25 protein-coding genes are annotated in these 25,970 nt (G+C 42.3%); 24 read left to right on the forward strand and 1 reads right to left on the reverse strand.

Annotated features, from left to right (window positions below; translation table 11 throughout):
• The first annotated feature begins 18 nt into the window (after window positions 1-18).
• From SPIBUDDY_RS01815 to SPIBUDDY_RS01860, 10 genes are all read left to right on the forward strand, one after another.
• Window positions 19-1,479 carry a polysaccharide biosynthesis protein gene (locus tag SPIBUDDY_RS01815; RefSeq protein WP_425358143.1) on the forward strand — a complete coding sequence of 487 codons (1,461 nt, stop codon included), beginning with the start codon at window positions 19-21 and terminating at the stop codon, window positions 1,477-1,479.
• Between the two features lie 131 nt (window positions 1,480-1,610).
• Window positions 1,611-2,450 carry an aldolase/citrate lyase family protein gene (locus SPIBUDDY_RS01820; protein WP_013606054.1) on the forward strand — a complete coding sequence of 280 codons (840 nt, stop codon included), beginning with the start codon at window positions 1,611-1,613 and terminating at the stop codon, window positions 2,448-2,450.
• Window positions 2,443-3,645: a type III PLP-dependent enzyme domain-containing protein gene (locus tag SPIBUDDY_RS01825; protein WP_013606055.1), complete on the forward strand. Its 1,203-nt coding sequence runs from the start codon at window positions 2,443-2,445 to the stop codon at window positions 3,643-3,645. The genes SPIBUDDY_RS01820 and SPIBUDDY_RS01825 overlap by 8 nt, the downstream gene beginning before the upstream one ends.
• An 8-nt stretch (window positions 3,646-3,653) precedes the next feature.
• On the forward strand, window positions 3,654-4,331 hold the full coding sequence (locus SPIBUDDY_RS01830) for a sugar transferase (RefSeq protein WP_013606056.1): 678 nt from the start codon (window positions 3,654-3,656) through the stop codon (window positions 4,329-4,331).
• Window positions 4,332-4,352: 21 nt separating this feature from the next.
• Complete coding sequence (locus SPIBUDDY_RS01835; RefSeq protein ID WP_013606057.1) at window positions 4,353-5,270, forward strand: branched-chain amino acid transaminase; 918 nt, start codon at window positions 4,353-4,355, stop codon at window positions 5,268-5,270.
• A gap of 12 nt (window positions 5,271-5,282) precedes the next feature.
• On the forward strand, window positions 5,283-6,044 hold the full coding sequence (locus SPIBUDDY_RS01840; protein ID WP_013606058.1) for a glycosyltransferase family 2 protein: 762 nt from the start codon (window positions 5,283-5,285) through the stop codon (window positions 6,042-6,044).
• Between the two features lie 432 nt (window positions 6,045-6,476).
• Window positions 6,477-7,859 carry a hypothetical protein gene (locus SPIBUDDY_RS01845; protein WP_013606059.1) on the forward strand — a complete coding sequence of 461 codons (1,383 nt, stop codon included), beginning with the start codon at window positions 6,477-6,479 and terminating at the stop codon, window positions 7,857-7,859.
• A 123-nt stretch (window positions 7,860-7,982) separates the two neighbouring features.
• The gene (locus SPIBUDDY_RS01850; RefSeq protein ID WP_013606060.1) at window positions 7,983-8,777 is read left to right on the forward strand and encodes a glycosyltransferase family 2 protein; all 795 of its coding nucleotides are present in this window, start codon (window positions 7,983-7,985) and stop codon (window positions 8,775-8,777) included.
• Between the two features lie 32 nt (window positions 8,778-8,809).
• Window positions 8,810-10,090, forward strand: coding sequence for an O-antigen polymerase (locus SPIBUDDY_RS01855; protein ID WP_013606061.1), 1,281 nt, complete (start codon window positions 8,810-8,812; stop codon window positions 10,088-10,090).
• The gene (locus SPIBUDDY_RS01860; RefSeq protein WP_013606062.1) at window positions 10,081-10,491 is read left to right on the forward strand and encodes a polysaccharide biosynthesis protein; all 411 of its coding nucleotides are present in this window, start codon (window positions 10,081-10,083) and stop codon (window positions 10,489-10,491) included. Before SPIBUDDY_RS01855 ends, SPIBUDDY_RS01860 begins: the two co-directional genes overlap by 10 nt.
• Here the strand turns inward: SPIBUDDY_RS01860 and SPIBUDDY_RS01865 are convergent.
• Window positions 10,488-11,495, reverse strand: a complete 1,008-nt coding sequence (locus SPIBUDDY_RS01865) for an IS1/IS1595 family N-terminal zinc-binding domain-containing protein (RefSeq protein WP_013606063.1) — start codon at window positions 11,493-11,495, stop codon at window positions 10,488-10,490. The genes SPIBUDDY_RS01860 and SPIBUDDY_RS01865 overlap by 4 nt on opposite strands.
• Window positions 11,496-11,912: 417 nt before the next feature.
• On the opposite strand from SPIBUDDY_RS01865, the gene SPIBUDDY_RS01870 reads away from it, so the two are divergent.
• The 14 genes from SPIBUDDY_RS01870 (at window position 11,913) to rfbB (SPIBUDDY_RS01935) (ending at window position 25,964) form a co-directional block, all read left to right on the forward strand.
• Entirely contained in the window at window positions 11,913-12,578 is a 666-nt protein-coding gene (locus SPIBUDDY_RS01870; RefSeq protein WP_155816031.1) for a lipopolysaccharide biosynthesis protein, read from the forward strand.
• A gap of 144 nt (window positions 12,579-12,722) precedes the next feature.
• A complete protein-coding gene (locus SPIBUDDY_RS15585; protein ID WP_172634180.1) occupies window positions 12,723-14,732 on the forward strand; it encodes an alpha-L-rhamnosidase-related protein in 2,010 nt (669 codons plus the stop codon).
• Window positions 14,733-14,792: 60 nt separating this feature from the next.
• Window positions 14,793-15,626: a hypothetical protein gene (locus SPIBUDDY_RS01880; RefSeq protein ID WP_013606066.1), complete on the forward strand. Its 834-nt coding sequence runs from the start codon at window positions 14,793-14,795 to the stop codon at window positions 15,624-15,626.
• On the forward strand, window positions 15,623-16,450 hold the full coding sequence (locus SPIBUDDY_RS01885) for an NAD-dependent epimerase/dehydratase family protein (protein WP_013606067.1): 828 nt from the start codon (window positions 15,623-15,625) through the stop codon (window positions 16,448-16,450). The genes SPIBUDDY_RS01880 and SPIBUDDY_RS01885 overlap by 4 nt, the downstream gene beginning before the upstream one ends.
• A 24-nt stretch (window positions 16,451-16,474) precedes the next feature.
• Complete coding sequence (locus SPIBUDDY_RS01890; protein WP_013606068.1) at window positions 16,475-17,032, forward strand: acyltransferase; 558 nt, start codon at window positions 16,475-16,477, stop codon at window positions 17,030-17,032.
• 320 nt (window positions 17,033-17,352) lie between these two features.
• Entirely contained in the window at window positions 17,353-18,252 is a 900-nt protein-coding gene (rfbD, locus tag SPIBUDDY_RS01895) for a dTDP-4-dehydrorhamnose reductase (RefSeq protein WP_013606069.1), read from the forward strand.
• A complete protein-coding gene (gene rfbB / locus SPIBUDDY_RS01900; RefSeq protein ID WP_013606070.1) occupies window positions 18,249-19,310 on the forward strand; it encodes a dTDP-glucose 4,6-dehydratase in 1,062 nt (353 codons plus the stop codon). Before rfbD (SPIBUDDY_RS01895) ends, rfbB (SPIBUDDY_RS01900) begins: the two co-directional genes overlap by 4 nt.
• A gap of 16 nt (window positions 19,311-19,326) precedes the next feature.
• Entirely contained in the window at window positions 19,327-19,869 is a 543-nt protein-coding gene (gene rfbC, locus SPIBUDDY_RS01905; protein ID WP_013606071.1) for a dTDP-4-dehydrorhamnose 3,5-epimerase, read from the forward strand.
• Window positions 19,870-19,890: 21 nt separating this feature from the next.
• On the forward strand, window positions 19,891-20,643 hold the full coding sequence (locus SPIBUDDY_RS01910) for a nucleotidyltransferase family protein (protein ID WP_013606072.1): 753 nt from the start codon (window positions 19,891-19,893) through the stop codon (window positions 20,641-20,643).
• Between the two features lie 130 nt (window positions 20,644-20,773).
• Window positions 20,774-21,958 carry a GHMP family kinase ATP-binding protein gene (locus tag SPIBUDDY_RS01915; protein ID WP_013606073.1) on the forward strand — a complete coding sequence of 395 codons (1,185 nt, stop codon included), beginning with the start codon at window positions 20,774-20,776 and terminating at the stop codon, window positions 21,956-21,958.
• A 175-nt stretch (window positions 21,959-22,133) separates the two neighbouring features.
• On the forward strand, window positions 22,134-23,102 hold the full coding sequence (locus SPIBUDDY_RS15590) for a glycosyltransferase (protein ID WP_013606074.1): 969 nt from the start codon (window positions 22,134-22,136) through the stop codon (window positions 23,100-23,102).
• Between the two features lie 10 nt (window positions 23,103-23,112).
• Entirely contained in the window at window positions 23,113-23,997 is an 885-nt protein-coding gene (rfbA, locus tag SPIBUDDY_RS01925) for a glucose-1-phosphate thymidylyltransferase RfbA (RefSeq protein WP_013606075.1), read from the forward strand.
• A gap of 9 nt (window positions 23,998-24,006) precedes the next feature.
• Window positions 24,007-24,906, forward strand: a complete 900-nt coding sequence (gene rfbD / locus SPIBUDDY_RS01930) for a dTDP-4-dehydrorhamnose reductase (RefSeq protein WP_013606076.1) — start codon at window positions 24,007-24,009, stop codon at window positions 24,904-24,906.
• Window positions 24,903-25,964, forward strand: coding sequence for a dTDP-glucose 4,6-dehydratase (rfbB, locus tag SPIBUDDY_RS01935; RefSeq protein ID WP_013606077.1), 1,062 nt, complete (start codon window positions 24,903-24,905; stop codon window positions 25,962-25,964). The genes rfbD (SPIBUDDY_RS01930) and rfbB (SPIBUDDY_RS01935) overlap by 4 nt, the downstream gene beginning before the upstream one ends.
• The last annotated feature ends 6 nt before the right edge of the window (window positions 25,965-25,970 follow it).

The following is a 25,970-nucleotide window of genomic DNA, read 5'->3' on the forward strand; positions in this document are numbered from 1 at the left end:
TTCTCATTTCTTTTCATTATGGGAGTAAGGTTTACCTATCGTAATCTTCAAGCACAGAAATCTGTGCGCACAAGTTCCCAATTTCCACGTACTGTGGTGTATGGGGCCGGGGATCTTGGTAATACGCTGGTTAGGCAATACAAAAAAGGTAATTTACCGTATCACATCGCAGGATTTGTTGATGACAATCCTTCCTTACGGGGAACCTACTTATTAGGGATAAAGGTATACGGGAACTTAGATAATCTTGCAGACACCATTACTCAAGTACAGGCGAAAGTACTTATTATAGCAATTACTCATATAGACCAAGAGCAGATACTTAAGGCTGTCGATGCAGCAAGGGATGCAGGCTGTGACATCAAGGTCATCCCCTCGCTGTTTGAGATGCAGCAGGGTGCCAAGGAACTGGACCTCAGAAACCTCGACTACGGTGACCTGTTGGGCCGCTCGCTGATCAGCATCGACAAGGAGCCGATCAAGAAAATGGTCCTGCAGAAGCGGGTGCTCATCACCGGGGCCGGCGGCTCCATCGGCAGCGAGATCTGCAAGCAGCTGCTGACCTACGGACCCGCCCAGTTGATCCTCCTGGATATCGACGAAACCGAGCTGCACGACCTGTCGCTGAGGCTTCACAACTACCAGAAGGAGTGGAGCGACCTGGTCGTCCCTGTGGTCTGCGACATCAAGAACCGCAAGAAGATCGACAGGATCATGGAGCAGTACAAGCCGCAGCTGGTTTTCCATGCGGCTGCCTACAAGCACGTGCCGCTTCAGGAGCTCTATCCCGAGGAAGCCATCACGACCAACATCCTGGGCTCCTATGCCGTGCTCAAGAGCGCAAAGGAGCACCGGGTGGAGAAGGTGGTGGTCATCTCCACCGACAAGGCGGTGAACCCGACCAACGTGATGGGCGCCACCAAGCGCGTGGTCGAGCTCATGGCTGGCATGCTCAATTCGTCCGAGACGGAAATGGTGTGCGTGCGCTTCGGCAACGTGCTGGGAAGCCGTGGGAGCATGCTGCCCCTGTTCATGGAACAGATAAAGGCGGGCGTCCCGATCACCGTCACCCACAAGGACATCATCCGCTACTTCATGGCAATCCCCGAGGCCGTGGGTCTTGTATTCAAGGCGGCCTCGATGGCCAAGGGCGGGGAAGTCATGGTGCTGGACATGGGCCAGCCGGTGAGGATCTACGACTTTGCCGAGAAGCTGGTCAAGTACTACGGCGACGGCCGCAGCCAGGTGATCGTCACGGGTCTCAGGCCCGGAGAGAAGCTCTATGAGGAGCTGTTGGCCAACAAGGATACGACCATAGCCACCGAGGACAAGCTGGTCTTCAAGGCGCAGGTGAGCAACCATGAGCTGTCCGAGCTCACCTTCCTCAACCACTACCTGACAACCTTCCAGAATGGAAACCCTGATGAGATGCTGGCGATGCTGCATCAGTTGGTACCGGAGTTCAAGGGTAGCAAATAGGATTAAGTTTTTTATCAATCTGTAGAAATTTTGGAAAACTACTAAAGGTGCTTTTAGGTGCTAGACTTCAATAGCATGTCAATTATTTTCTTTAAAAAAAATCATTTCTAGGGAAATATCAGGATGAATTTATGTCGTTAAGATTGATGTACATTACAAATAATCCCAAGATAGCATTGATCGCCGAGCAAAATGGTGTAGATAGAATTTGGATTGATCTTGAGACTCTTGGCAAAGAAGAAAGACAAAAGGGGATAAACTCTGTTAAATCAAATCATTCGATTTCAGACATATCATCTATTTCCAAGATTCTTACGTCATCAGAGTTGCTTGTCCGTGTAAATCCTTGGAATGAGGATTCTGTATTGCAAATTAATCAAGTAATCGATGCCGGAGCAGAGCTAATAATGCTTCCCATGTGGAGAAGTCCTGAGGAAGTTAAGTCCTTTATTGAAGTAGTTTCTAATAGAACAAAAACGATACTTCTTTTGGAAACAAAAGAAGCTATTGATTGTCTGGACGAAGTCCTCAATCTTTCAGGAATTGACGAAATACATATTGGATTAAATGATCTTCACATCGCTTTAGGAAAGACTTTTATGTTTGAGTTACTTGCAGATGGTACTGTAGAGAGTCTTTGCAGAAAAATTCGAAAAGCTAGGATTCCTTATGGATTTGGTGGTATAGCAAAAATTGGTGATGGCCTTTTACCAGCTGAGAAGATAATATTGGAGCACTATCGTCTTGGCTCAACAAGAGCGATTCTATCACGTACTTTCTGTGATAATGCCCATATTCAGGATATTGAAGAGATTCGCAAAGTGTTTGAATTGAATATGAAGAAACTTAGGACCTTTGAAGAGTATGCTGCGATACAGAATGAGGAAGCACTTTTGAAGAATAAGGAAGAAGTCTTGATTGGAGTTAAGGCAGTAGTTGAGATGATGAGGAAGGTTTGTATTCATGAATAAGAAACAACTGTTCAAACTTCAAAAAGAATTCGGAAATGCTTTTTATTTGGTAGACTCTGCAAGGTTTAGAGAAAACTTTCGCGAATTACGGGATGCCTTTTCACTAATATATCCGAAATTCAACATTGCATATTCATACAAGACGAATTACACGCCAAAGCTATGTAAGATTGTTAATGACCTCGGCGGTTACGCAGAAGTCGTATCTGATATGGAGATGGAAATTGCACTTCGAGTAGGTGTTAAGCCGGAGAAAATTATCTGGAATGGACCTATTAAGAATTATTCGAAAGTTGAAGGCTTTCTTCTGGCAGGAGGAAAGGTTAATCTTGATTCCCTGTATGAGGTTCCACTCATCAAGACTATTGCCGATAAGCATCCAGAAAAAAAAATACAAATCGGAATTAGGGTAAATTTTGAAATCAATGATGGCGTTATCTCAAGATTTGGTTTTGATGTAGACTCCGATGATTTCAAGGAAGCTTTGGCACTAACCAAGATTCAAAATATCCATCTCTATGGCATGCAATGCCATTTTGCAACAAGAAAACTGGAAACTTGGAAACCTAGGGCGGAAGGGATGATAAGACTTCTAGATTCTTTGAATATTATTCCAGAAATTGTTGATTTAGGTGGAGGCCTTTTTGGAAAAATGGCCGATTCCCTAAAAAGTCAATTTGACTCAGATATCCCAACGTACAATGAGTATGCGGCTGAAATCGCTCCATTGTTTGCTGAACGATACGGTAATGATGGGCCGATGCTTATTCTTGAACCAGGTAGTGCACTTGTTGGAGATTGTATGCAATTCGCAACTACCGTTGAGAATATCAAAAACATTCGAGGAAAGGCGATTGCGACTGTACTCGGAAGTATCTACAACATAAATCCAACACTGAACAAGAAGAATCCTCCCTTGGAAGTAGTTAGTTGTGGGATAGTTCAAGAATTTTTTCAGGACTTGGATTTTGGTGGATTTACTTGTATTGAGTCTGACTATATCTATCGTCACTATCAAGGTAATATTGCTGTTGGTGATATGGTAATATTTGGCAATGCTGGCTCCTATTCAATAGTTCTTAAGCCCCCGTTTATTCTTCCCAACTTCCCTGTACTGGATATCAGCGAAGCAGAGGTGGAAATCTTGAAGCGAGGTGAGGCCTTCGATGATCTTTTTCACACATTCACATTTTAAAGGTATATATGATTAATCTTGCTATTAAACGCTTATTCGATATTGTTGGCTCATTCCTTGCTCTTGTTTTTCTTTTACCCGTATGGATTGTAATTCCGATAGCTATCAAGTTGGATTCGAGAGGTCCTGTTTTTTTTAGACAGAAAAGATTGACAAAAGATGGGCGTATATTCGAGATGTATAAGTTTCGTTCGATGATTGTAAACGCTGAGATAATGGATGCTGGTTTGTTTAATTTTGAGAATGACCCAAGAGTGACAAGATTGGGAAGGTTCTTACGTAACTGTAGCATTGATGAGTTACCGCAACTCATGAATATTCTTAAAGGTGATATGGCGATTATCGGACCAAGGCCTAGTGTTGTGTATGAACTTGGAGAATTTGGAACCCTCAACAAGAAATATAAAAAGCGGTTTTCCATGAAAGCAGGATTAACTGGCTTGGCACAAGTAAAAGGTCGAAATGACATCAATTGGGATGAAAAAGTTACATTGGATAATCAGTACATTGATCTTTTCAACCAATATGGGGTTCTGATTGATTTAAAGTTGATTATTCTTTCAATTTTTGCAGTGTTCAGGAAGGACGAAATCTACGAAGCAAAAGCAAATGAAGACTTGAGCGATGCTGAAGCAGCAAAATTTGCAGAAGAGGAAATTATTCGAATAGCCCATCTCCCGGATTGAGTGTTCCTAAGGATGAAAAATATGAAGACAGATGTGAGTAATAGATTTATCTGGTTCAAAGGTGAAATCTTAAATGTCAATGATGCAAAGATTAATGTTCTTGCACCAACTGCGCAGTTCGGACTGAATGTATTTGAAGGAATTCCCTGTTATTGGAATGATGAAAAGAAACAGTTATATGCCTTTCGGCTCCATGATCACTATGAGCGATTATTAAAATCTGCAAGGTTGTTGCAACTGGATTGCCCCTACACTGAAGAAGATATGAAGAAAGCTCTCATTGATGTCGTAATCGCCAATGAGTATTCAGAGAATCTCTCTGTTAGGCAGACATTGTTCGTTGATGGATTTGGTTCTTGGGGCTCTGAAGGCCCAGTTGATATGTTTGTTGCTCCTATTCCAAAAGGGAAAACTGGTTCCGAATACAATAAGAAAGGCTTAAACTGCTGCGTTACATCTTGGACACGGATCAATGATAACAGTCTTTCACCTAGGATTAAATGCGGAGCGAATTACATAAATAGCCGTATGGGACAGAGGGAAGCCATACGTAATGGTTATGATACCTGCATATTCTTGAATGAAGCAGGGAAGGTTTCAGAAGGTCCTGGTTCGTGTTTCTTCATGGTTAAAAACGACGTTCTTGTTACTCCCCCTCTGACGGATTCTGTACTTGAAAGTATAACGAGAGACACTGTTATCAAATTAGCAGAAAGGATTGGAATGAAGATTATTGAGAGGAGTATAAATCGAACGGAACTGTATGTTTGCGATGAAGCCTTTCTCTGTGGCTCTGCTATGGAAATAACTCCCGTTCTCAGTGTTGACCGATATGTTATCAATAGAGGGGAAGTAGGAAGAATTACGAATGCGCTTCATAAAGAATACTTAGTAGCTACAGTTAGCGGAACTCAAGAATGGAATACTCCAATTTATTGATTTGAGGTAGTTATGGAATTTATTAAGGATTTAGTTTCAGTCATAATTCCAGTATATAATGCGGAGAAATTTCTTGAGAATACTTTGTTTTCTGTAATCAATCAGACATACAGGAATATAGAAATTATTCTTGTAGATGATTGCTCCAAAGATAATTCTGCTGAAATAATTAATCGCTATACTTCTGAACAAATTAAGATTGTCTATTATTTGCAAGACATGAATAAAGGTGCTGGTGCTGCAAGGAATAAGGCTCTGGAACTGGCTAAAGGGCAATATGTTGCGTTCTTGGATAGCGATGATGTGTGGTTGCCTCAAAAGATTGAACGTCAGATTGCTCTCATGAAAGAGAAAGAGACTGGATTCTCTTATGCAGCAATTGAGATGATAGATGAGGATGGTAAGCTAATAAAACCTAAACGACATATAAAGGAAGTCTGTGATTATAACTATCTATTGCATAATACAATAATTGCAACATCTTCTGTTGTGATTGATAGAAGTATTTTTGGAGATTTCCGCATGCCATTAAGAAGAGGAGGTCAAGACTACGCCACTTGGCTAATGCTTTTGAGAAATGGAGAAGTTGCATATGGCATCAATGAGGTTCTTAGCCAGTATAGAGTAGTCAGCGGATCGCTCTCTTCAAATAAGTTAAAAAGTATAAAGCAAGTGTGGGAAATTCAAATTCAAGATGAAAAGATAGGAAAGGTTTCTGCAACACTAAATGTCAGTCATTTTATTCTCAATGCATTGATGAAATATTTATTTTAGAAGAAAAATTGTATCTCGATAATGTTCTTTAGTGATTATGCTAGCATTATGCGAAATGCGAATGATAGATTTATGTGATACATAGAATTGATGTTTGAAATTGCTTTTTCTGAAATTTTACTAAGTAATCAAGTTGCATGAGAAGGTCCTTCTGAAGAATTGATAGTACGAATGAGTGATTTAAAAAAGGAAAATTTTATACTAATCGATTTCCCTTCATTTTTCCTTCTATCATAGATTATCGGACAAATTGGACTAGAATTCGCCTTGTTATCATCGGAATGATGAAATTTGATTATTATTTTAAATTTTCTCTAATCTGAAGCTGTCGCTATATGCAGAGATATTTGGAATCACTCATGATACTTGCCTTGTCAGAGGTTTTTTTAAATCAAGTTTGTTTTACCGCAATAATTTGCAGGGGGATAATTTATGATTGAGAATGAATGTGTAGAGGCAATTTCTTTGAAGACATATTCGGGCTCTGATGGCATCAGTTTTGTATATGTTATTTGGAATCTGATAAGAAGATGGAGAATACTATTGTGTTTGATTCTTTCATTCGGAATCATTGGTGGTTTAGTTGGACTTTGTTCTACATATTTAGTTAAGCTAAAGCCTACACAGAAAAAAAATCTTGAAACCTTTGTAAAATACTATCATGAACTTGAGAGCCAGTTGGAATATAATAGAAATAATCCTTTGCTTCTTGCAAATGAGAATGATGTATATAAAGGGGTAGTGTCGTACAGCGGGTTTGTTGGAAATCAGCAAAAGTATGGATATGTGCACGACAGCATTGAGCTCTTTTTTCAGGATGAAGAACTTTGGAGAAAATTATACAATATTGTAGGAATTAGTCAGATTGATGCAACATATATCAAAGATACCTTCTCAATTCTTGTAGAAAGTAATAACAATCCAGAAAATGCAGTATTTGATCCCAATTTCAAAGTGGTGATCAAACTCTATTTTCTGGGTAAAGATGAAACAAATGCGTTAATAAACAGTCTTTCTCAAGAATTTGAATCATTCATAAGTTCTATAGAATTTAATGGTGAACTAATAAAAATTGGTGCAAATGCTACAAATTCCGATACTTCAAGTATTATTGATTTAATAACTAGTATGAATGAAAAGAAAGAACAGCGTATTCTTTCGATTATGAATTCTTGTGTCAATCCAAATAGTGCTGTAGCAATTAGTGATTGGAGGAATATTCGGTTAAGCAATGCACAGAAGCATTACTTAAATACAAATTTCTCTGAATTTGGCCTTAAGATAAGTTATATAAATACAATAGCTGTTTTCAGTGTTATTGGTTTCTTCCTGGGCGTTTTTTTCCTAGTACTAGGTAGCCTTTTAAACTTTAAAGTAAGCTATCCAGAGTATATATCTTATGTTCTTGGTATGAAAGTAATAGCATGCTTGAAAAATCCTAAAAAGAAGTTTCTACTTGATAAACTCTTTTACTTGATGACACATACAAGTACTAATTATTCTGATTCAATTGAGTATGTTAAGGCTTGGATTCTAGCTGTTGATAATAAGAGTAGAATTATTATCTGTGGAGATCCTACTGATAAACTAGTTCGGATTAAGCAAGGTGAATTATTGACTGTTCTTGGCGAAGGGGCCTTTGGGTCAGGTCTATTTAGCAATAGTATTGAATCATTAGAAAAGCTAAACTCTTCAATGTCCGTTTTGTTTATGATTCATTATGATTATACACATGCAAAAGATTTGAAAAATCAAATTGATATTTGCAATGAGATGGGTATTAAAGTTATTGGTGCTATTACAATTGATAGTTAACGAAATACTCTGAAGAGTTTCGTCTCTTATGCTCATTTCTATGACAAAGACGGTAAGCAGTCCTAATAGAGTAACTGTAAATTTGAAAATTGAGTTGTTTGGCTTTTTCTTGTAAGGATAGATATGAAGAAATTTAGAGATATTTTCATAGTACTTGTGTACCGAAATATTGATGATTTGGTTGATTTTCTGAAAAGCATAAAGAATTCAGTTGCTGATTATCATATTATTGTTGTTAATAGCTACTATGATCAGGACTCCATGTTACAGATTAAAAAAGTCGCAGAAAATTATGACTGCGATTTTGTAAATACGGAAAACAAAGGGTATGGCCATGGTAACAATGTGGGACTTCAATTTGCTAGGGATAACTATGATTTTGATCGGGTTGTCATATCAAATCCAGACATAATTATTAAAGAATACCATCAGGACGAATTAGATAAATTAGATTCTGCTGCCATTGGAGGCATAGTAGAAAATATTAATGGATCTTTTCAGAATCCTTTAGCTTACTTCAACAATAAGTTTTCATCTTGGTTGATCTATAATGGGCTGAAATATAATCATAGAACACTATTTTCTATTGGATTAGCTATCAACAAAATTACTAGAATCTTTTGTATGATAGGATTTAAAAAAGACTTCTTAAAGGTTTTTGCTGTTCATGGTTGTTTTTTTGTCCTTACATTAAAAGTGGTTGAATCTATCGATCAACTATTTGATGAAAACATTTTTATGTTTGGAGAAGAGGTGGATCTTGGTTATAAATTGCAAGAATTGGGAATCCCTGTATATTTCACAAAGTGGATCTCGGTTTTCCACAAAGAAGACGGATCCCAAAAATTCTCAAAACTAAATTCATCAAGCGAAATGAAAAAATCCAACATATATGTGTATGAAAAGCACAGAAAATAGTTTTTTTATCATATCATGATCGGGAGAATCAAATGACGATAATTATCTCGATTATCATATTGTTCCTTATTCTCTACTTAAATTTTTCTTTGAAAAAGAACTTTTGGGATGCCTCGAGTTTGTTTCTTATCGAGAATTTATTTTTGGTTCTTGTTGCATTCCAATTCTTTTTTGGTGAATACCAGTTTGAAGGAAGTGTTTTTATATGGCTTGATTTCGTGTGCTTAGTGTTTGTTTTGGGAACTCTTGCTGGAAATTCCATTTACATAAAGATTTGGCAGACTACCAATACAAAAGATGATTCTACTATTGTGATTAAGCAACATACTTGCAATAGACGGTATTATATGTTTTTAGCAACATTTATTTGTTTGGGCATTATTGGTGCATTGTTACAACTTTTTTCATATGGTTTTAACCTCTCAAGTTTTAGAAGTGTTGAATCTTTTCTTGCTATGAATGCCAAAGTCGCAAGTAATCGTTATAGTGGTTCTGAGAGTTCTGTCAGCACATTTACCCAGATTCTTCTGTGTTTTTCGTATGCATCCCCATTGCTAGGGGGTTATCTCCTTAGCATTTCAAAGGGGAAGTTTAGAAAAATGCTATGCGTACTTTCCCTGCTTCCTATCGTTATCATCATGTTATACACAAATACGAAAGTAGGTTTTGTTGCTAGTGTATTTCTAATTGCTACAGGTTACATTGTTGGCTATCAAAGAAACTTTGCAACGTATCCTATAATTTCAGCAAAGACTATAGTTTTATTAATTTTTGGAGCTATGGCCTTTGTTGCTGTATTGATTCTTGTTATGTCAATCCGAATTGGAGAATTATCCTTTCAGACACTGCAAGTGGTGGTTGGAAAATTTATGGATTACGGCTTTGGGGAAATAAAGGCTCTTGATGTATGGTTTGCCAACTATAATGAAGGTGGGCATGATATGGGATATAATACCTTTATGGCTGTATTCAATTTCATCGGGATAGGTACAAAGAAACAGGGAGTGTATGAACTTCTCCCGGGAGCAACTAGTAATGTATTCACTGGATATAGAGGGGTGATTATGGACTTTGGGCTTATTGGAGGAATTATTTTCTATGCTCTTCTTGGCTTACTCAGTGGAATTGCATCAAGCAAAATTAAGTACTCGCAAAAAAGTCTTTTCTCAATGTTTTTCCTTATGTCCGTCTATTTTTTTAATTTCCATAGTTTACTAATATCTCCTTGGGTTTATACCTCATATATTTTGGCATTTATTATTTGTATTTTTGCTGCAATCATTTCTGAGAAGGTAAGTTTTGCATGGGTATAGGCAATTTCACGAAGGAGAAAGAATGGAATCATGATTTACTAGTAACAATAGTTGGCCAGCTTTTAGTTCTTGTAATTTCATTTGCTGTAAACAAGATTTTAGCAGTTCGCTATACAAACGAGGAGTATGCTGTATATGGAATTCTTAGGCGTTTAGCATCTGTGGTTACTTATGTTTCTTTGATGGCAATGGGGATTGCCGTTCCAAAATATTTAGCAGAATATAAAGAGAAGAAGGATGATGTTACTTATTCTCTTTTCCATATTTCATCCCTCTCAATTGTTGGGATTAGTACCATTATAGTTTCTATTTTAGTTTATGGTTTTAGAGATAGTGCATCAGTTTTCTTTTTAAACCCTCTTTTGCACAGTGTTGGTCGCCAACTGCAAATAGAGCGTTAGTTTGAGTATTTCTCTCTGTAACTGAGCGAAATAGGGTTTTCGAAAACCCTGTTGAGTAGAGTTTCAATCTTTTTGTACGGGTCGTTGGGAGGATTGACAATAAAAGCAAAGAGGTTCAAGTAATCAGAGAGATTGGCTCTGTCAAAACCGGAATGCGAGTTCAGGAACTGCTTGAGCTGTCGACAGCGCTGGTTGATTTCGTTCATTGGATTTTCCTTGTCAGGCAAGCCTTTGAGCGACTTCGAGCTATGAGCTTCACTCACCAAGTGCAGGTCTTTCACCAGACTGTCATGGCTTTTCTCTCTATCATGGACAAGGGTTGTCCCTGGCTCGATATGATGAAGGAATGCCTCCAACGTTTTCTTGGAGGATGTCTTTCCGTTCCCCTCGATGGTACAGAAAACATGGCCGGAGAGATCGCATCCTATCCCCATGCAGATCTGGTTTCGTGATAGACCACGATACTGCAGCCCATCCTCCTTCATCTGGATATCTTCTTTCCTCAGCTTGTAGAAGGTCTCATCGATGTAAGCTTTTCCCCTGAGAACAATAGTATCTTGGTATCCCCTGAGTGTAAGGCAGAGTTTGGATGTCCAGTAATTCGTTGTTGTGTCGCTGTTTCTGTTTGATTTCGATACTGAGTTGAAGCTCTGCATCCTGAACAAGCCGAGCAGATAATCCACCCATTCGCTTATGGGTATCTTGTGGTTGTCGAATATGGTGCCCGTTGTGACCGTGAAAGTCCTTTCGCAATCCGAACACCGGTAACGTCTGACATGGTTGCTCGTGAATCCGTATTTCTGGATCTTGAGGCTCTGGCAATACCGGCACTCCTGGGGTGCATAGGAGTTGAGAAGCTCACTTTCTTCGGTGTCCGAAATTGAGGGATGCTTCTTCTTGTAGTTGGACAGATTGATTGCATCAATGAATGATTGCAACGGGGTCGCATCGTCCTTGCCGGTCCAGGGTGTCTCCTTCCTGGATGAAGTGATATGCTTGGGCATTGTGGTAGTCCTAAGCATTGGGAGAAGAAGGGGCATGTACTACCACATCTTCTGCTCCATCGCCCTCTCAATGCCTTATTACCTTACCACTAATTTCAATATTTTGCTAACAGTTTACCAACACTGTGCAAAAGAGGGTTTTTCTTTTTAGGTGACAATAAATATTTTTCGTATATTCTTCCAGCTTTAGTTTTTGCTTGCGGGTCAACTTTTTTAACCTTCGTATACTCTTTCTTTCGAGGAGCAGGAAATTTCATTAGATATAGCACTTCTCAGATATTTACCCAGATTCTTCTTCTTCTAGCCCTTTTTATTACAGGATCCAAAATCGAGAGTTTCCTTTTGTTAAGTGGCTTGATTTTTATTTTGTATTCTGCGTTAAGTCTATTCAAACCGACTAAAAAAAGTCTTCATTTCATGAAGCATTCATCTGTTTCCGATTTTCGCGAATCAATGAAAGTACTTCTTAAGTATGGAGTACCTAGGGTTCCAGGTGAATTTGTATTATTTGCGTATAATCTAGTTCCGCTTTCTATCTGTGCCCATAAATTTGGTCTTGTCGAGACGTCGTATCTTTCTGCATCAATAACTATAAATAATCTTATAACTCCTTTTTTTAGCTTTGCTGGAATCGTATTGCTTCCAATTGCGAGCAAGGTTTCTGTAAATAAAAAATATGACGATTTGTCAGAAAAGGTTAAAAACCTAGGAATAATCTATCTGTTCGTTGGTGTATTAGGGGTTGTTTTTGTCAATATTTTCGGAACTTCACTTATTAAGATAGTCCTTAGTGAAAGTTATTTATCTGCACTAAATATTATTCGCATTATGGTCCTTTCTGTTATTCCCTATTCAATATATTTACTGCTTCGAAATCCCATTGATGGGTTATCAATTTTCCCCTATAACACGATTTCGCTTTCTATTACATTCGCAATTACATGTATAATGATGTTTCTGTCCAGTTCAATACTGCAATGTGTTTGGGCCTTTTTTTTTGGATATGTAATCTTGGCCTGCTTGTCTTTCTTTTTCTGGAAGCTGGTGAAAAATGAAGATAAAAACAAGCAGGATAGGGATTAAGAAGATGTATGTTGAGGGAGCTTCCTATTAGCGGTGAAGTGACGCTTACATCTATCATAACAAAGACTTGGATGAAAATGAATATTTCATGATATGAAAAGAATGATACTTTTTCTCATAATTGTCCTGTGTGCACTAGTAGTCGTGATTCATTTGAATCAACTACATGAACACCTAAAATCTTATGAAGAAACATATTCAGGTCCTATTGAATATGGATATGATTCTCTTAACCAACTTGAAGATGAATTCCATTATTCAGAACAACTGGTAGAGAGTATGTATTTTGCCAAAGAAGTTAAAAAGACAGGCCCGTCAAGTTTTCTTGCATCCTTCGAGAAAACTTACTTTGGTACTGTGCAGATTCTATTTCCTGAACCACTTATAAATGACACTGAATTAGAAATAACAATTGGTGAACAAAAAACAGATGATAAGGTTTGGGTAAGGGGATTGGAATCTCGGTTCGGATCTGCGGTTGGAATAAACTATTACCATCAATTGTTGACTTTGCCAAAAGGTTCTAAAACATACACTGTTATTCTTCCAGAGAGAACTAGGCCCTCGGAAAGGATTCTACCAACCTACTGGAAAGGTGGGGTTGCTCCGTTTTGTTATTGTGAGATTTCCGGATATCCTGGAGAACTATCAACAAGTAATTTTATTCAAAAGGCAGTTTTCCACCCATTTGATGATACATTAAGCAGTTTTGTTTCAGATAACGAAATCTTGAACGAAGTCTATCAACTATGTAAAGACACAGCGAAAGCTACTACTTATTCAGGATTATTTGTTGATGGATATAGAGAACTAACTCCTTATGAGGCAGATTCATACATAAACCAACTTAGTTGGTTTAGCGTTTCGAATGATGCCTCAATAGCAAAGAATACTCTTAATTGTCTTTTGCAGAACCATACATGGCCAACAGAATGGATTATTCAGACAATTTTTCTTGCGTATGAATACTACATGTATACTGGGGATTTGGAATATCTTCGGACTATCTACCCTAATTTGCAAATGTGTACAATGAGTAACCTTGTAAATGAAATAGGGCTTCTTGATACTCAATTGCTTGATGAAAAGACAGAAAACAATCTTGGCGTCATTACAGTAAGAGATATAATTGACTGGCCGACGAGCGAGCGAGATGGATTTTCAAAAACTAGAATAGTAAGCCAACCCGAGTTCTGGTTATACACAAAAGAAGGGATTAGATATAAATATACAAGTTTGTTGGCAAAACTATTTGGATTCGATTATGCATCTCTTCTCTATAGTGATTTAGCCGAAGATAAATTTTCAAGCAGATATAGATTGGCGTCACCAAACGCAGTCGTCAATGCATTTTTTTATCAGGCTCTACGATATATGGAGTTTATTAGTGCTGAAATAGGATTATTGAAAGAATCTCATGAATACAAGCGGGAAGCAGATGAAACAAAAACGATATTCCAAAAGAGCTTTATAAACAGAAAAAGTGGATTGGTGAAAGATTCAGTAACGTCAAGGCATTCTTCTTTACACTCGAATATGTTCGCTTTGGACTTTGGATTAATCCCTGAAGATAGTATTGATAATGTAGTACTTTTCTTGAAATCAAAAGGGATGTCATGTAGTGTGTACGGTTCACAATTCTTAATTGAGAGTCTATTTAAGTATGAAGAGCAAGAGATAGGTTTATCCTTAATGACGGCAGAACAGCAACCGGGTTGGTTGCATATGAAGTATGGTTTAAAAAGTAAGCTCACAACTGAAGCCTGGAGCTTTTACGCTAAACAAGATATGGATATTAATCATGCTTGGGGAACTTCTCCATTAAATCTTATTACCCGATATCTTATAGGAATTAAGCCCGCGAAACCAGGTTTTGTTGAAGTGAACTTTCGCCCGAAATTTGCTTCATTAAGGCGAATTCAGGCTAAGGTACCAACTGCCAAAGGTAGTATTCTTATAGATTATGAAAGACTTGAAAATGTTGTAAGTATTACTATTACAATTCCAGAAGGGGTGACAGTTTTTTTCACAATTCCATTAGAAGCTGACATTGCAACGTTTAGGCTTGATAAAAAGAATGAAATTTCAGCGAATTTTGACACAGAAATAACTATTAATAGTGGTCTACATGATATTTCTTATGAAATTGATTGATTCCCGCAAAAATAGAGACGTATCATATAATATTTTTTTAAAAAAAACAGAAGATAGGTAATGATTAATACTAAGATGGATGTTTCACTATTGATAATTGGTTTTGACCCTTACAAAGATGTTTGGGATGTATATTTCCAGCTTTTGGAACAATACTATCCGGACAGACCCCAAACTTTTCTTGCAACTAATGGAATGCGTCCACAATATCCCAATGTTATAGTCATTCCTACTTCAAATGAATGTGAATGGAGTATGAAAGTAAATAAGTCTTTGGAGAAGATTGATAGTGAGTATATTGTATTACTTCTTGAGGATTTTTTTACTACAAGATCAGTCAATAATTATGAGCTCCAGGAGTTGGTAAGATTAATGGACAACAACTCTTTGAATTATTGCAAACTTCTTAATCAATCGAGAATTAAAGGGAAAAAGTATTTGGGTAAAGACTATCTCAGGGTGATTGACACGAAAGATGAATATGGTATTAGCCTTCAACCTGCCATTTGGCGAAAAAGCTTCCTAAAAGAATTGATAGGTGAGGGAAACTATAATGCATGGATTTTTGAGTTTCAACAAAATAAATATAAAAGACACAATCAAAATAGAATCGATTGTATTGCTGACAAACGGAATATTTTGCAGGTTACTCATGCAGTTGTTCAGAGTAGGTATCTCAGAAGTGCAATTAGAACATTTAGTAAGCAAGGGTATACGATTAAAACCACTCAAAGACCAATGCTATCAAGGAGAGACAATTTCAAATACTGGTTGAAACGTTTCGCTTCCGAGTATACTCCAAAACCATTCAGGATGATTTTGAAAGAAGCAGGTAGATTACTAAAAATCTCTTATGTATCTGATAGGACAGATATAAAGGATAAGCAAGAATGAAGATATTGGTTACAGGTGCAAATGGTTATATTGGGCAAGGCGTCGTCAAGGAGCTTCTAGATAGTGGAAGTGATGTGATTGCTGCAGATTTATGTCTAGATAATATTGATTCACGTGCAACAAAACTAAATATTAATATTTTTAGTCCTAATGTTTCCTATGTGAACCTAGGGTCTCCTGAAGCAGTTCTTCATCTTGCTTGGCGCAACGGTTTTGTTCACAACGCAGCCTCTCATATTGAAGATCTTCCCCTTCATTATTCATTTATAAAAAAAATGATTGACGGTGGAGTAAAGCAACTTGCTGTTATGGGGACTATGCATGAGATAGGTTTTTTTGAGGGTAGTATTAATGAGAACACTCCGACCAATCCACAGAGCCTATATGGAATATCCAAAGATGCATTGAGGAAGATGACAGTTTTGATGTGTAGCCAAGAAAAAATTATTTATCAGTGGATTAGGGCCTATTACATTGTCGGTAACAGTGAATTTGGAAGCTCTATTTTCTCAAAAATCACTAAGGCAGAAAAGGAAGGGGAAGAAGAATTCCCGTTTACGATGGGGCAAAACCAGTGGGATTTTATTGACTACGGAGAGTTTTGCAAACAGATTGTAGCAATTGTCTCTCAGAATAAAGTAAATGGAATCATTAATGCTTGTTCTGGATATCCTGAAAAACTTGGTACTAGAGTTCAGCAATTTATTGTAGATAATGGATATAATATTAAATTGAAGTATGGAGCTTTTCCTGAAAGGCCTTATGATTCCAAGGCGGTTTGGGGCGATAATGGTAAAATATTGCAAATATTGAAAGCTTTTTGATAGCTTTGAAGGGAATACTTGAAAATGAGAGAGTTACTTAAATGGTTTTACATGATCTTTTTTCACCCAATACTACTTCTGGATAATCCTAGAAAGTCATTATTGGTAAGAAGACACTCAGATATAAGATATCATAAGAAAATTGTATTTGGCCAAAATAATAGACTTGGTGAACATTTAAGGATTAATTTTTACAATTCCAATGCGAGATTGGTTTTTGGCAATAATGTTTATATAGGAAATCGGAATTCGTTTCTGCTGGGAGGATCAATCTCAATTGGAAATAATACGATTCTAGCTTCAGATATTCTGATTACTTCTCAGAATCATGGAATGGATCCTGAACATGAATTGCCTTATAGCAAACAAAATCTGACATGTTCTGAGGTAAGAATTGGTGAAGGGTGCTGGATAGGTGAGAAAGTTATCATACTACCGGGGAGATCTATCGGCGATAAGTCAATTGTTGCAGCAGGAAGTGTTATTACAAAAGATATTCCTCCATATACAGTCGTTGCTGGTAATCCTGCAATAATTAAGAAAAGATATGACTTTGAGAAACACGAATGGGTTCGCATATAAATCAAATCTATAAATTTTTGTATTGATTTTTAAAATTCTTACAAAATGATAGAATGTTAGTATTATCCCAAATATAAAAATGGGAATTCAAGAATTGCTTAAAAAATACTTATTTGCATTTGATTGATTGCTGGACACTGGTGGTTGTCATTTTGTAGATTCTTTTGATAAATAGTTACTTTCCAGTTTTGATTACTCTTTTACCAGATTTGAAACCGGTTCTTAGCGCTTTTACAAGAAAAGCGACGGAGCTCTTTTTACTCTATTAGGAAATCAAGAAACAGGTTGCACTGCATAAGATTCACTATTAGGAAGGTGGCATGACGATTCTGATAACAGGAGCCAAGGGCCAGCTCGGCAACGAGCTCTGCAGGATATTGGGGGAAGGTGTCTCCGAGAGGGGGGAACTTCCTCTTTTTTATGAGCGAAGCAGGATTGTTGCCGTCGACGTCGACGAGCTGGACATCACCACATCCGATGCGGTTGACTCCTTCTTCGCCCTGCACAAACCTAATCTCGTCTTCAACTGTGCCGCCATGACCAACGTGGACGGCTGCGAAGGCAACGAGGATGCGGCATATCTTGTCAATGCCGTCGGGCCCAAAAACCTTGCCGTTGCCTGCGAAAGGCATGGGGCGCGTCTGATGCACATCTCCACCGACTACGTATTCGACGGCCTTGGCACAAGACCCTACGTGGAGACCGACGAGCCGGCGCCCAACACCGCCTACGGGCGGAGCAAGCTGGCAGGCGAGCGGTTCGTGCTTGCCTCCTGCAGGAACAGCTGCATCTGCCGCACCGCATGGCTGTACGGCTATATAGGCAACAACTTTGTCAAGACTCTGCTTCGGCTTGCCAGGGAGAAAGGATCGCTGACGGTGGTGGACGACCAGGTGGGCAACCCTACCAGCGCCGTGGACCTCGCCTGGCAGCTGGCGCTGCTTGCGGCATCGCAAGAGACCGGCATCTTCCACTGCACCTGCAATGGTGAGGCGGTGAGCTGGAATGCGTTTGCCAAAAGGATCATGGAGAAGGCGGGACTTGCCGTGGAGGTGAAGGCCTGCACCACAGCCCAGTTCCCCCGGCCTGCAAAACGACCTGCATATTCGGCACTTGAGAACAGACATCTCAGGGAAACGATAGGGGACAGTATGCGTGATTGGAAGGAGGCTTTGGACAGCTTCCTTGTGAACTACCTAGAACAGGAGAGAAGGCAATGAGCAAGACCTACCTGGTTACCGGAGGGGCCGGCTTCATCGGCTCGAACTTCATCCACTACCTGCTGAAGAAGCATCAGGACATTCTTATCGTCAACGTGGACAAGCTGACCTATGCGGGAAACCTTGAGAACCTTAAGTCGGTCATGAACGACAAGCGGCACGTATTCGTACAGGCCGACATCTGTGATGCACAGGCCATGCAGAAGCTGTTCGAACTATACACCATAGACTATGTGGTGAACTTCGCTGCAGAGAGTCATGTGGACCGCTCCATCACCGATCCGGACGTGTTCGTCAGGACGAACGTGATGGGGACGCTGAACCTGCTGAACATAGCCAAGGCCAATTGGACCATGGGTGATGACGCCTACCGCGAGGGTGTGAAGTTCCAGCAGGTCTCCACCGACGAGGTGTACGGCTCGCTGGGTCCCGAGGGCTTCTTCACCGAGACGACGCCCCTGGATCCGCACAGCCCGTATTCTGCCAGCAAGACCTCGGCCGACCTGTTCGTGAAGGCATATGCCGATACATACAAGCTTCCGGTTACCATCACCCGCTGCTCGAACAACTACGGGCCGTACCAGTTCCCCGAGAAGCTCATCCCGCTGATGATCAACAACTGCCTGAACAAGCAGAGTCTTCCGGTGTACGGGGACGGGATGCAGATCCGCGACTGGCTGTATGTTGAGGACCACTGCAAGGCCATCGACCTGGTGCTCCAGAAGGGAAGGGCAGGCGAGGTGTACAATGTGGGAGGGCATAACGAGCAGCCCAACATAGCCATCGTGAGGAGCATCATCGCCTATGTGGGAGAGAAGGTGGACCCAAGCATCGACGAGAGCCTGATAAGGCATGTGACCGACAGAAAGGGACACGACCGGCGCTACGGCATCGACCCGAGCAAGATACGCGAGGAGCTTGGGTGGGAGCCGGAGACGATGTTCGCCGAGGGCATCGGGAAGACCATAGACTGGTACCTTGGGAACCGGCAGTGGATGGAGCATGTGACAAGCGGCTCCTACCAGAATTACTACCAAGAGATGTACGCAAACCGATAGGCAAAGAGGAAAGCAGGTGGGACAATTCACATTCACCAAGACGGATATTGAAGGGGTGTTCGTCATCGAGCCGAGGGTGTTCGGTGATGAGAGGGGCTACTTCATGGAGACCTACAACAAGGCAGATTTCCACAAGGCCGGCATAAATAACGAATTCGTACAAGACAACCAGAGCAAGTCCAGAAAAGGAGTATTGCGAGGCTTGCACTTCCAGAAGCAGTATCCGCAGGCCAAGCTTGTGAGGGTGACCAAGGGCGAGGTGTACGATGTGGCCGTCGACCTGAGGAAGGACAGCCCCACCTATGGGAAGTATGTGGGGGTGCATCTCTCTGCCGAGAAGAAGAACCAGTTCTTCATCCCCCGGGGCTTCGCCCATGGATTCCTGGTGCTCTCGGATGAGGCCGAGTTCACCTACAAGTGCGACGAGTTCTACCACCCTGAGGACGAGGGCAGCATCAGGTGGGATGACCCGATTATTGGGATTCAGTGGCCCGAGATTGGGATTCTTTTTTCATTGAGTGAAAAGGATAAAGCATTGGGTATTTTTCTTGAAAATTGAATTATATTAAAGGAGTCTTTGATGATCTGCCTCATCCTTGCCGCCGGCTATGCAACCCGGCTCTATCCCCTGACCGAGAACTTTCCCAAACCCTTGTTGTCAGTACAGGGAAGGACCGTTCTTGACTGGCTTCTCTCTGATGTTGATGGCATGGAAGAGATAGAGAAGCATGTAGTTGTTTCCAACCACAAGTTCTTCGATCACTTCTCTTCCTGGAAAGAGAATTCATCCCTTACCCATTCTATTGTCGTTCTCGATGATGGATCAACTGACAACTCCAACAGGCTCGGTGCGGTGAGGGACATCCTCTTTGCCATAGACGAGCTGGACCTCGACGAGGACCTGCTCGTCCTGGCAGGGGACAACCTCCTGGACTTCTCCCTCTCCGGTTTTGTCTCCTTCTTTAGGGAGAAGCAGGCCACCTGCATCATGCGCCACTATGAACCTTCCCTTGCAGCCTTGCAAAGGACAGGGGTGGCAACCATTGACTCAACGGACAAAGTATTGGTAATGGAAGAGAAACCCAAGGAGCCCAAGAGCAACTGGGCAGTCCCTCCTTTCTATGTCTACAAGAGGGAGGACCTTCCCCTCATACGCAAGGCCATAGAGTCAGGCTGCAATACCGATGCCCCCGGCTCCTTCATAGCATGGCTGTGCAACCAGACTTCAGTGTATGCCTATCCCATGCCTGGAAAGCGCTGGGACATAGGAAACCTGGAAAGCTATGAGCAGGTCAAGCGGGAGTTTGACGGCTCGTATCTAGATACACAATAATGTTGGTTTATCTGCAACGCCCGGTTTTGGTGATACAAGACCGGGCGTTGCTGTTCTCTCTATTTTTTGTTTTTTTGTATTGCTTTTGTGCCCTTGGTCTTCTGATTCTTGAAAAAAGGAATTTCTATAGATGCCGCAGACACTGGAAAAACTCTTCAAATCACTCTATCCCTGGGCTGAAAGCTCGGATATCCATACCTCCTATGCACCCTACCGTGTGTGTCCCTTGGGAGCCCATATCGATCACCAATACGGCATCATCACCGGCTTTGCCCTGGACAAGGGAGTAACCCTTCGGTTCCTGCTTTCTACCGATGGGGCGGTCAACCTCGACAGTTTGAACTTCCCCGAGCATGTTTCCTTCGATCTGGGAAACATCGGGGAGAAGCAGGGCAACTGGGGAGACTATGCAAAGGGGGCAGCCTTTGCATTGTCTCAGAAGTACCAGCTGCGCAATGGCATCAAGGGAGTGGTGAGGGGAACCCTCCCGGTGGGAGGCCTCTCCTCTTCTGCTGCCGTGGTGTTGTGTTACCTCAATGCCCTTTGCCTTGCAAACAGTATTTCCCTGACTCCCTCCGAGCTGATCAAGACAGCCCTGTTCGCAGAGAATGGGTATGTAGGAATCAATGTGGGGAAGCTCGACCAGTCGTGCGAGGTGCTCTGCAAGAAGCAGCACCTCCTCGCCCTTGATACCAAGGATGATTCCTACACACTCATTCCTGCTCCTGATACCCTCGGCAGCTTTGAGATAGCGATATTCTACTCCGGAGTCTCCAGGGTACTGGGCAGTGGATACAACACCAGGGTGGATGAGGCAAAGAGTGCTGCATACAACCTGAAGGCTCTTTCGGGTATGGAGTATGGTTTGTACAAGGATACCAGGCTCAGGGATGTACCGCCTCAGGTGTATGAAGAGTACAGGGACAGGCTTCCTGAGGTATTTGCCAAGAGAGCCCAGCACTACTATACGGAGATGGACAGGGTAGAGAAGGGTATAGAGGCATGGAAGAGGGGAGACCTGAAAGAGTTTGGAAAGCTGGTGTTTGCCTCGGGGTATAGTTCCATCCATGCATGGGAAACCGGCTCTGCTGAGCTGAGAGCCATCTATGAGATAACAGAGCATGTGCAGGGCATTTATGGATGCAGGTTCAGTGGAGCAGGCTTTAAGGGATGCTGCATGGCTCTTATAGATCCTGCTTGTAAGAAAGAGATAGAGGAGCAGGTGACCAGAGAATACCTAGAGCAGTTCCCCCAATACAAGGGCCTGTTCTCCGTCCATTTCTGTAATGCTGATGATGGTGTGAGGGTGGAGTAGCCAATGGTTTTCTAGAAGGCTGGAGATTTTTTTAATGCATTTTGGAACTTGGACACTTTTGGAATCGATATCAACTTTAAAATTCTCAAGATGAATATTAATTGCAAGGCTTTGACAATTTCTCACTATAAGTATATTTCATTAAGTACATCATATTGTCATCAAAGGAAATTGAATGAGTTCTCAATACAGAATTTCTGTTGCTTTAACAACATTTAATGGTTCTCAGTATATTTATGAACAACTTTTCTCTTTACTTAATCAAACCAGACAACCTGATGAAGTAGTTATTTGTGACGATTGTTCTATCGATAATACAGTAGAAAAAGTAAATCTGTTTATTCAAGAGCATTCCCTTTTTGATAGATGGACTTGCTATATCAATGTGAAGAATCTTGGATATGTTGAGAACTTTCTTGGATGTGCTCAGAAATGCACAGGTGATATAATTTTTTTTAGTGATCAGGATGATGTGTGGGTACATGACAAGGTTGAGATAATTGAAAAAGTGTATCTAGAGCATAATCCATCCGCTGTTGTATCAACCTATAGCATGATCAATTCGGAAGGGGGAAAGTATATAACGCTCTATTCATTATATAAAAACTTTCCTAGTTTGATAAAGCTGAGAAAAGTAAGCCTACCAACCTATCTGCGTCTACTTGGTAGCTCAGGAAAAGCTTTAAGCTTTAGGAGTGAAATGCTTGAGGAGATAATGCAAAAAGTGCATGCATACAATCTAACATATGATACTCCTATTGGAGCTATTGCATTATTTCATGATGGATTTTATCTTCTACACAAGCCACTAGTGAAATTCAGAGTGCATGCTTCAAATACCTCTGCTCCTTCAACCAAGCTTTCACATCGTACTACAGATGTTGGTCATCTTATTACAAGTATTCAACATATTCTAAAAATGCATAGTTTTGTGTACAAAGAGTATGGAGACAGACTTTCTGAGTCAAGAATCAGTTTTCTAAGGAAATCAATTTCCATGCAAGAAAAGAACTTGGTGGCTTTACAACAGGGGAAGATTAATAAGGCATTTATTCATAATAATCTCACACTGAATCCACTTACAAATAAAATATTTGCCTTGGTGCTTATATTGTATGGTATAAGGAATTTGAGAAACTGTTAGAGGAGTAGCAATGAAAGGAATCATCCTCGCCGGCGGAGCCGGCACCCGTCTTTATCCGTTGACCATGGTCACCAGCAAGCAATTGCTTCCCATCTATGACAAGCCGATGATCTATTATCCCCTGTCCACCCTGATGCTTGCCGGCATCAAGGACATTCTGATCATCTCTACTCCCGATGACACCCCTAGGTTTGAGCATCTGTTGGGTGACGGCAGCCAGTTCGGGATTCATCTCTCGTACAAGGTCCAGCCCTCTCCCGATGGCCTTGCCCAGGCGTTTCTGTTGGGTGAGGAGTTCATCGGCTCCGATACCTGTGCCATGGTGCTGGGTGACAACATTTTCTACGGCAACGGGTTTACCCCCTTGCTTAGGAAGGCTGTCTCCGATGCCGAGCAGGGAAAGGCCACCGTGTTCGGCTACTATGTTCTGGATCCCGAGCGTTTCGGGGTGGTTGAGTTTGATGAATCCGGCAATGTGGTCTCGGTTGAGGAAAAGCCCAAGCAGCCGAAGAGCAACTACGCCATCACCGGCCTGTATTTCTACGACAACCGGGTGGTCCAGCTTGCCAAGCAGGTCAAGCCCTCCGCCCGCGGCGAGCTTGAGATCACCGACCTGAACAGGCTGTACCTGGAAGCCGGGGACCTGAAGGTACAGCTGCTTGGTCGTGGTTTCGCTTGGCTGGATACCGGTACGATGGACAGCCTGGTGGATGCAGCAGACTTCGTGCGCATGATCGAGAAGCGGCAGGGCATAAAGATTTCCGCCCCCGAGGAGATATCATTCCGTAATGGATGGATATCCCGGGAGAAGTTGCTGGAGAGTGCCTCCCGTTATGGCAAGAGTCCCTACGGGGAACACCTGAAAAGGGTTGCCGAAGGAAGGATTCAATACTAAGATGCAGGCATGACGATACTCATTACTGGTGCTCATGGCCAGCTAGGAAATGAATTACAAAAAATACTAGAGGAAGCAACCTCCGAGAGGGGGAAGCTTCCTCTTTTTTATGAGCGAAGCAGGATTGTTGCCGTCGATGTCGACGAGCTGGACATCACCTCATCTGATGCTGTTGATGCTTTCTTTTCCGTCCACAAACCTAACCTTGCCTTCAATTGTGCCGCCATGACCAACGTGGACGGCTGCGAGGGCAACGAGGATGCGGCATACCTGGTCAACGCCGTCGGGCCCAAAAACCTTGCCCTCGCCTGCGAGAGGCATGGTGCTCGTCTGATGCACATCTCCACCGACTACGTATTCGACGGCCTGGGCACAAGACCCTACGTGGAGACCGACGAGACTGCACCCAACACCGCCTACGGGCGGAGCAAGCTTGCAGGCGAACAGTTCGTCCTTGCCTCATGCAGGAACAGCTGCATCTGCCGCACCGCATGGCTGTACGGCTATATAGGCAACAACTTTGTCAAGACTCTGCTTCGGCTTGCCAGGGAGAAAGGATCGCTGACGGTGGTGGACGACCAGGTGGGCAACCCTACCAGCGCCGTGGACCTCGCCTGGCAGCTGGCGCTGCTTGCGGCATCGCAAGAGACCGGCATCTTCCACTGCACCTGCAATGGTGAGGCGGTGAGCTGGAATGCGTTTGCCAAAAGGATCATGGAGAAGGCGGGACTTGCCGTGGAGGTGAAGGCCTGCACCACAGCCCAGTTCCCCCGGCCTGCAAAACGACCTGCATATTCGGCACTTGAGAACAGACATCTCAGGAAAACGATAGGGGACAGTATGCGTGATTGGAAGGAGGCTTTGGACAGCTTCCTTGTGAACTACCTAGAACAGGAGAGAAGGCAATGAGCAAGACCTACCTGGTTACCGGAGGGGCCGGCTTCATCGGCTCGAACTTCATCCACTACCTGCTGAAGAAGCATCAGGACATTCTTATCGTCAACGTGGACAAGCTGACCTATGCGGGAAACCTTGAGAACCTTAAGTCGGTCATGAACGACAAGCGGCACGTATTCGTACAGGCCGACATCTGTGATGCACAGGCCATGCAGAAGCTGTTCGAACTATACACCATAGACTATGTGGTGAACTTCGCTGCAGAGAGTCATGTGGACCGCTCCATCACCGATCCGGACGTGTTCGTCAGGACGAACGTGATGGGGACGCTGAACCTGCTGAACATAGCCAAGGCCAATTGGACCATGGGTGATGACGCCTACCGCGAGGGTGTGAAGTTCCAGCAGGTCTCCACCGACGAGGTGTATGGCTCGCTGGGACCCGAGGGGTTTTTCACCGAGGCTACGCCCCTGGACCCGCACAGCCCGTATTCTGCCAGCAAGACCTCTGCCGACCTGTTCGTGAAGGCGTATGCCGACACCTACAAGCTCCCGGTTACCATCACCCGCTGCTCGAACAACTACGGGCCGTACCAGTTCCCCGAGAAGCTCATCCCGCTGATGATCAACAACTGCCTGAACAAGCAGAGTCTTCCGGTGTACGGGGACGGGATGCAGATCCGCGACTGGCTGTATGTTGAGGACCACTGCAAGGCCATCGACCTGGTGCTCCAGAAGGGAAGGGCAGGCGAGGTGTACAATGTGGGAGGGCATAACGAGCAGCCCAACATAGCCATCGTGAGGAGCATCATCTCCTATGTGTCCGAGAAGGTCGATCCGAGCATCGACGAGAGCCTGATCAAGCACGTGACTGACCGCAAGGGCCATGACAGGCGCTACGGCATCGACCCGAGCAAGATTCGCGAGGAGCTGGGCTGGGAGCCTGAGACGATGTTCGCCGAGGGCATCAGGAAGACCATAGACTGGTACCTTGAGAACCGGCAGTGGATGGAGCATGTGACCAGCGGCTCCTACCAGAATTATTACCAAGAGATGTATGCAAACAGATAGGGAAGA

The organism is Sphaerochaeta globosa str. Buddy (assembly GCF_000190435.1).
GTDB lineage: Bacteria > Spirochaetota > Spirochaetia > Sphaerochaetales > Sphaerochaetaceae > Sphaerochaeta > Sphaerochaeta globosa.

Coding starts and splice junctions, on each gene's coding strand:
- SPIBUDDY_RS01815 (WP_425358143.1), top strand. CDS start 19: ATGGGAGTAAGGTTTACCTATCGTAATCTTCAAGCACAGAAATCTGTG.
- SPIBUDDY_RS01820 (WP_013606054.1), top strand. CDS start 1,611: ATGTCGTTAAGATTGATGTACATTACAAATAATCCCAAGATAGCATTG.
- SPIBUDDY_RS01825 (WP_013606055.1), top strand. CDS start 2,443: ATGAATAAGAAACAACTGTTCAAACTTCAAAAAGAATTCGGAAATGCT.
- SPIBUDDY_RS01830 (WP_013606056.1), top strand. CDS start 3,654: ATGATTAATCTTGCTATTAAACGCTTATTCGATATTGTTGGCTCATTC.
- SPIBUDDY_RS01835 (WP_013606057.1), top strand. CDS start 4,353: ATGAAGACAGATGTGAGTAATAGATTTATCTGGTTCAAAGGTGAAATC.
- SPIBUDDY_RS01840 (WP_013606058.1), top strand. CDS start 5,283: ATGGAATTTATTAAGGATTTAGTTTCAGTCATAATTCCAGTATATAAT.
- SPIBUDDY_RS01845 (WP_013606059.1), top strand. CDS start 6,477: ATGATTGAGAATGAATGTGTAGAGGCAATTTCTTTGAAGACATATTCG.
- SPIBUDDY_RS01850 (WP_013606060.1), top strand. CDS start 7,983: ATGAAGAAATTTAGAGATATTTTCATAGTACTTGTGTACCGAAATATT.
- SPIBUDDY_RS01855 (WP_013606061.1), top strand. CDS start 8,810: ATGACGATAATTATCTCGATTATCATATTGTTCCTTATTCTCTACTTA.
- SPIBUDDY_RS01860 (WP_013606062.1), top strand. CDS start 10,081: ATGGGTATAGGCAATTTCACGAAGGAGAAAGAATGGAATCATGATTTA.
- SPIBUDDY_RS01865 (WP_013606063.1), bottom strand. CDS start 11,495: ATGCCCAAGCATATCACTTCATCCAGGAAGGAGACACCCTGGACCGGC.
- SPIBUDDY_RS01870 (WP_155816031.1), top strand. CDS start 11,913: ATGAAGCATTCATCTGTTTCCGATTTTCGCGAATCAATGAAAGTACTT.
- SPIBUDDY_RS01880 (WP_013606066.1), top strand. CDS start 14,793: ATGATTAATACTAAGATGGATGTTTCACTATTGATAATTGGTTTTGAC.
- SPIBUDDY_RS01885 (WP_013606067.1), top strand. CDS start 15,623: ATGAAGATATTGGTTACAGGTGCAAATGGTTATATTGGGCAAGGCGTC.
- SPIBUDDY_RS01890 (WP_013606068.1), top strand. CDS start 16,475: ATGAGAGAGTTACTTAAATGGTTTTACATGATCTTTTTTCACCCAATA.
- rfbD (WP_013606069.1), top strand. CDS start 17,353: ATGACGATTCTGATAACAGGAGCCAAGGGCCAGCTCGGCAACGAGCTC.
- rfbB (WP_013606070.1), top strand. CDS start 18,249: ATGAGCAAGACCTACCTGGTTACCGGAGGGGCCGGCTTCATCGGCTCG.
- SPIBUDDY_RS01910 (WP_013606072.1), top strand. CDS start 19,891: ATGATCTGCCTCATCCTTGCCGCCGGCTATGCAACCCGGCTCTATCCC.
- SPIBUDDY_RS01915 (WP_013606073.1), top strand. CDS start 20,774: ATGCCGCAGACACTGGAAAAACTCTTCAAATCACTCTATCCCTGGGCT.
- SPIBUDDY_RS15590 (WP_013606074.1), top strand. CDS start 22,134: ATGAGTTCTCAATACAGAATTTCTGTTGCTTTAACAACATTTAATGGT.
- rfbA (WP_013606075.1), top strand. CDS start 23,113: ATGAAAGGAATCATCCTCGCCGGCGGAGCCGGCACCCGTCTTTATCCG.
- rfbD (WP_013606076.1), top strand. CDS start 24,007: ATGACGATACTCATTACTGGTGCTCATGGCCAGCTAGGAAATGAATTA.
- rfbB (WP_013606077.1), top strand. CDS start 24,903: ATGAGCAAGACCTACCTGGTTACCGGAGGGGCCGGCTTCATCGGCTCG.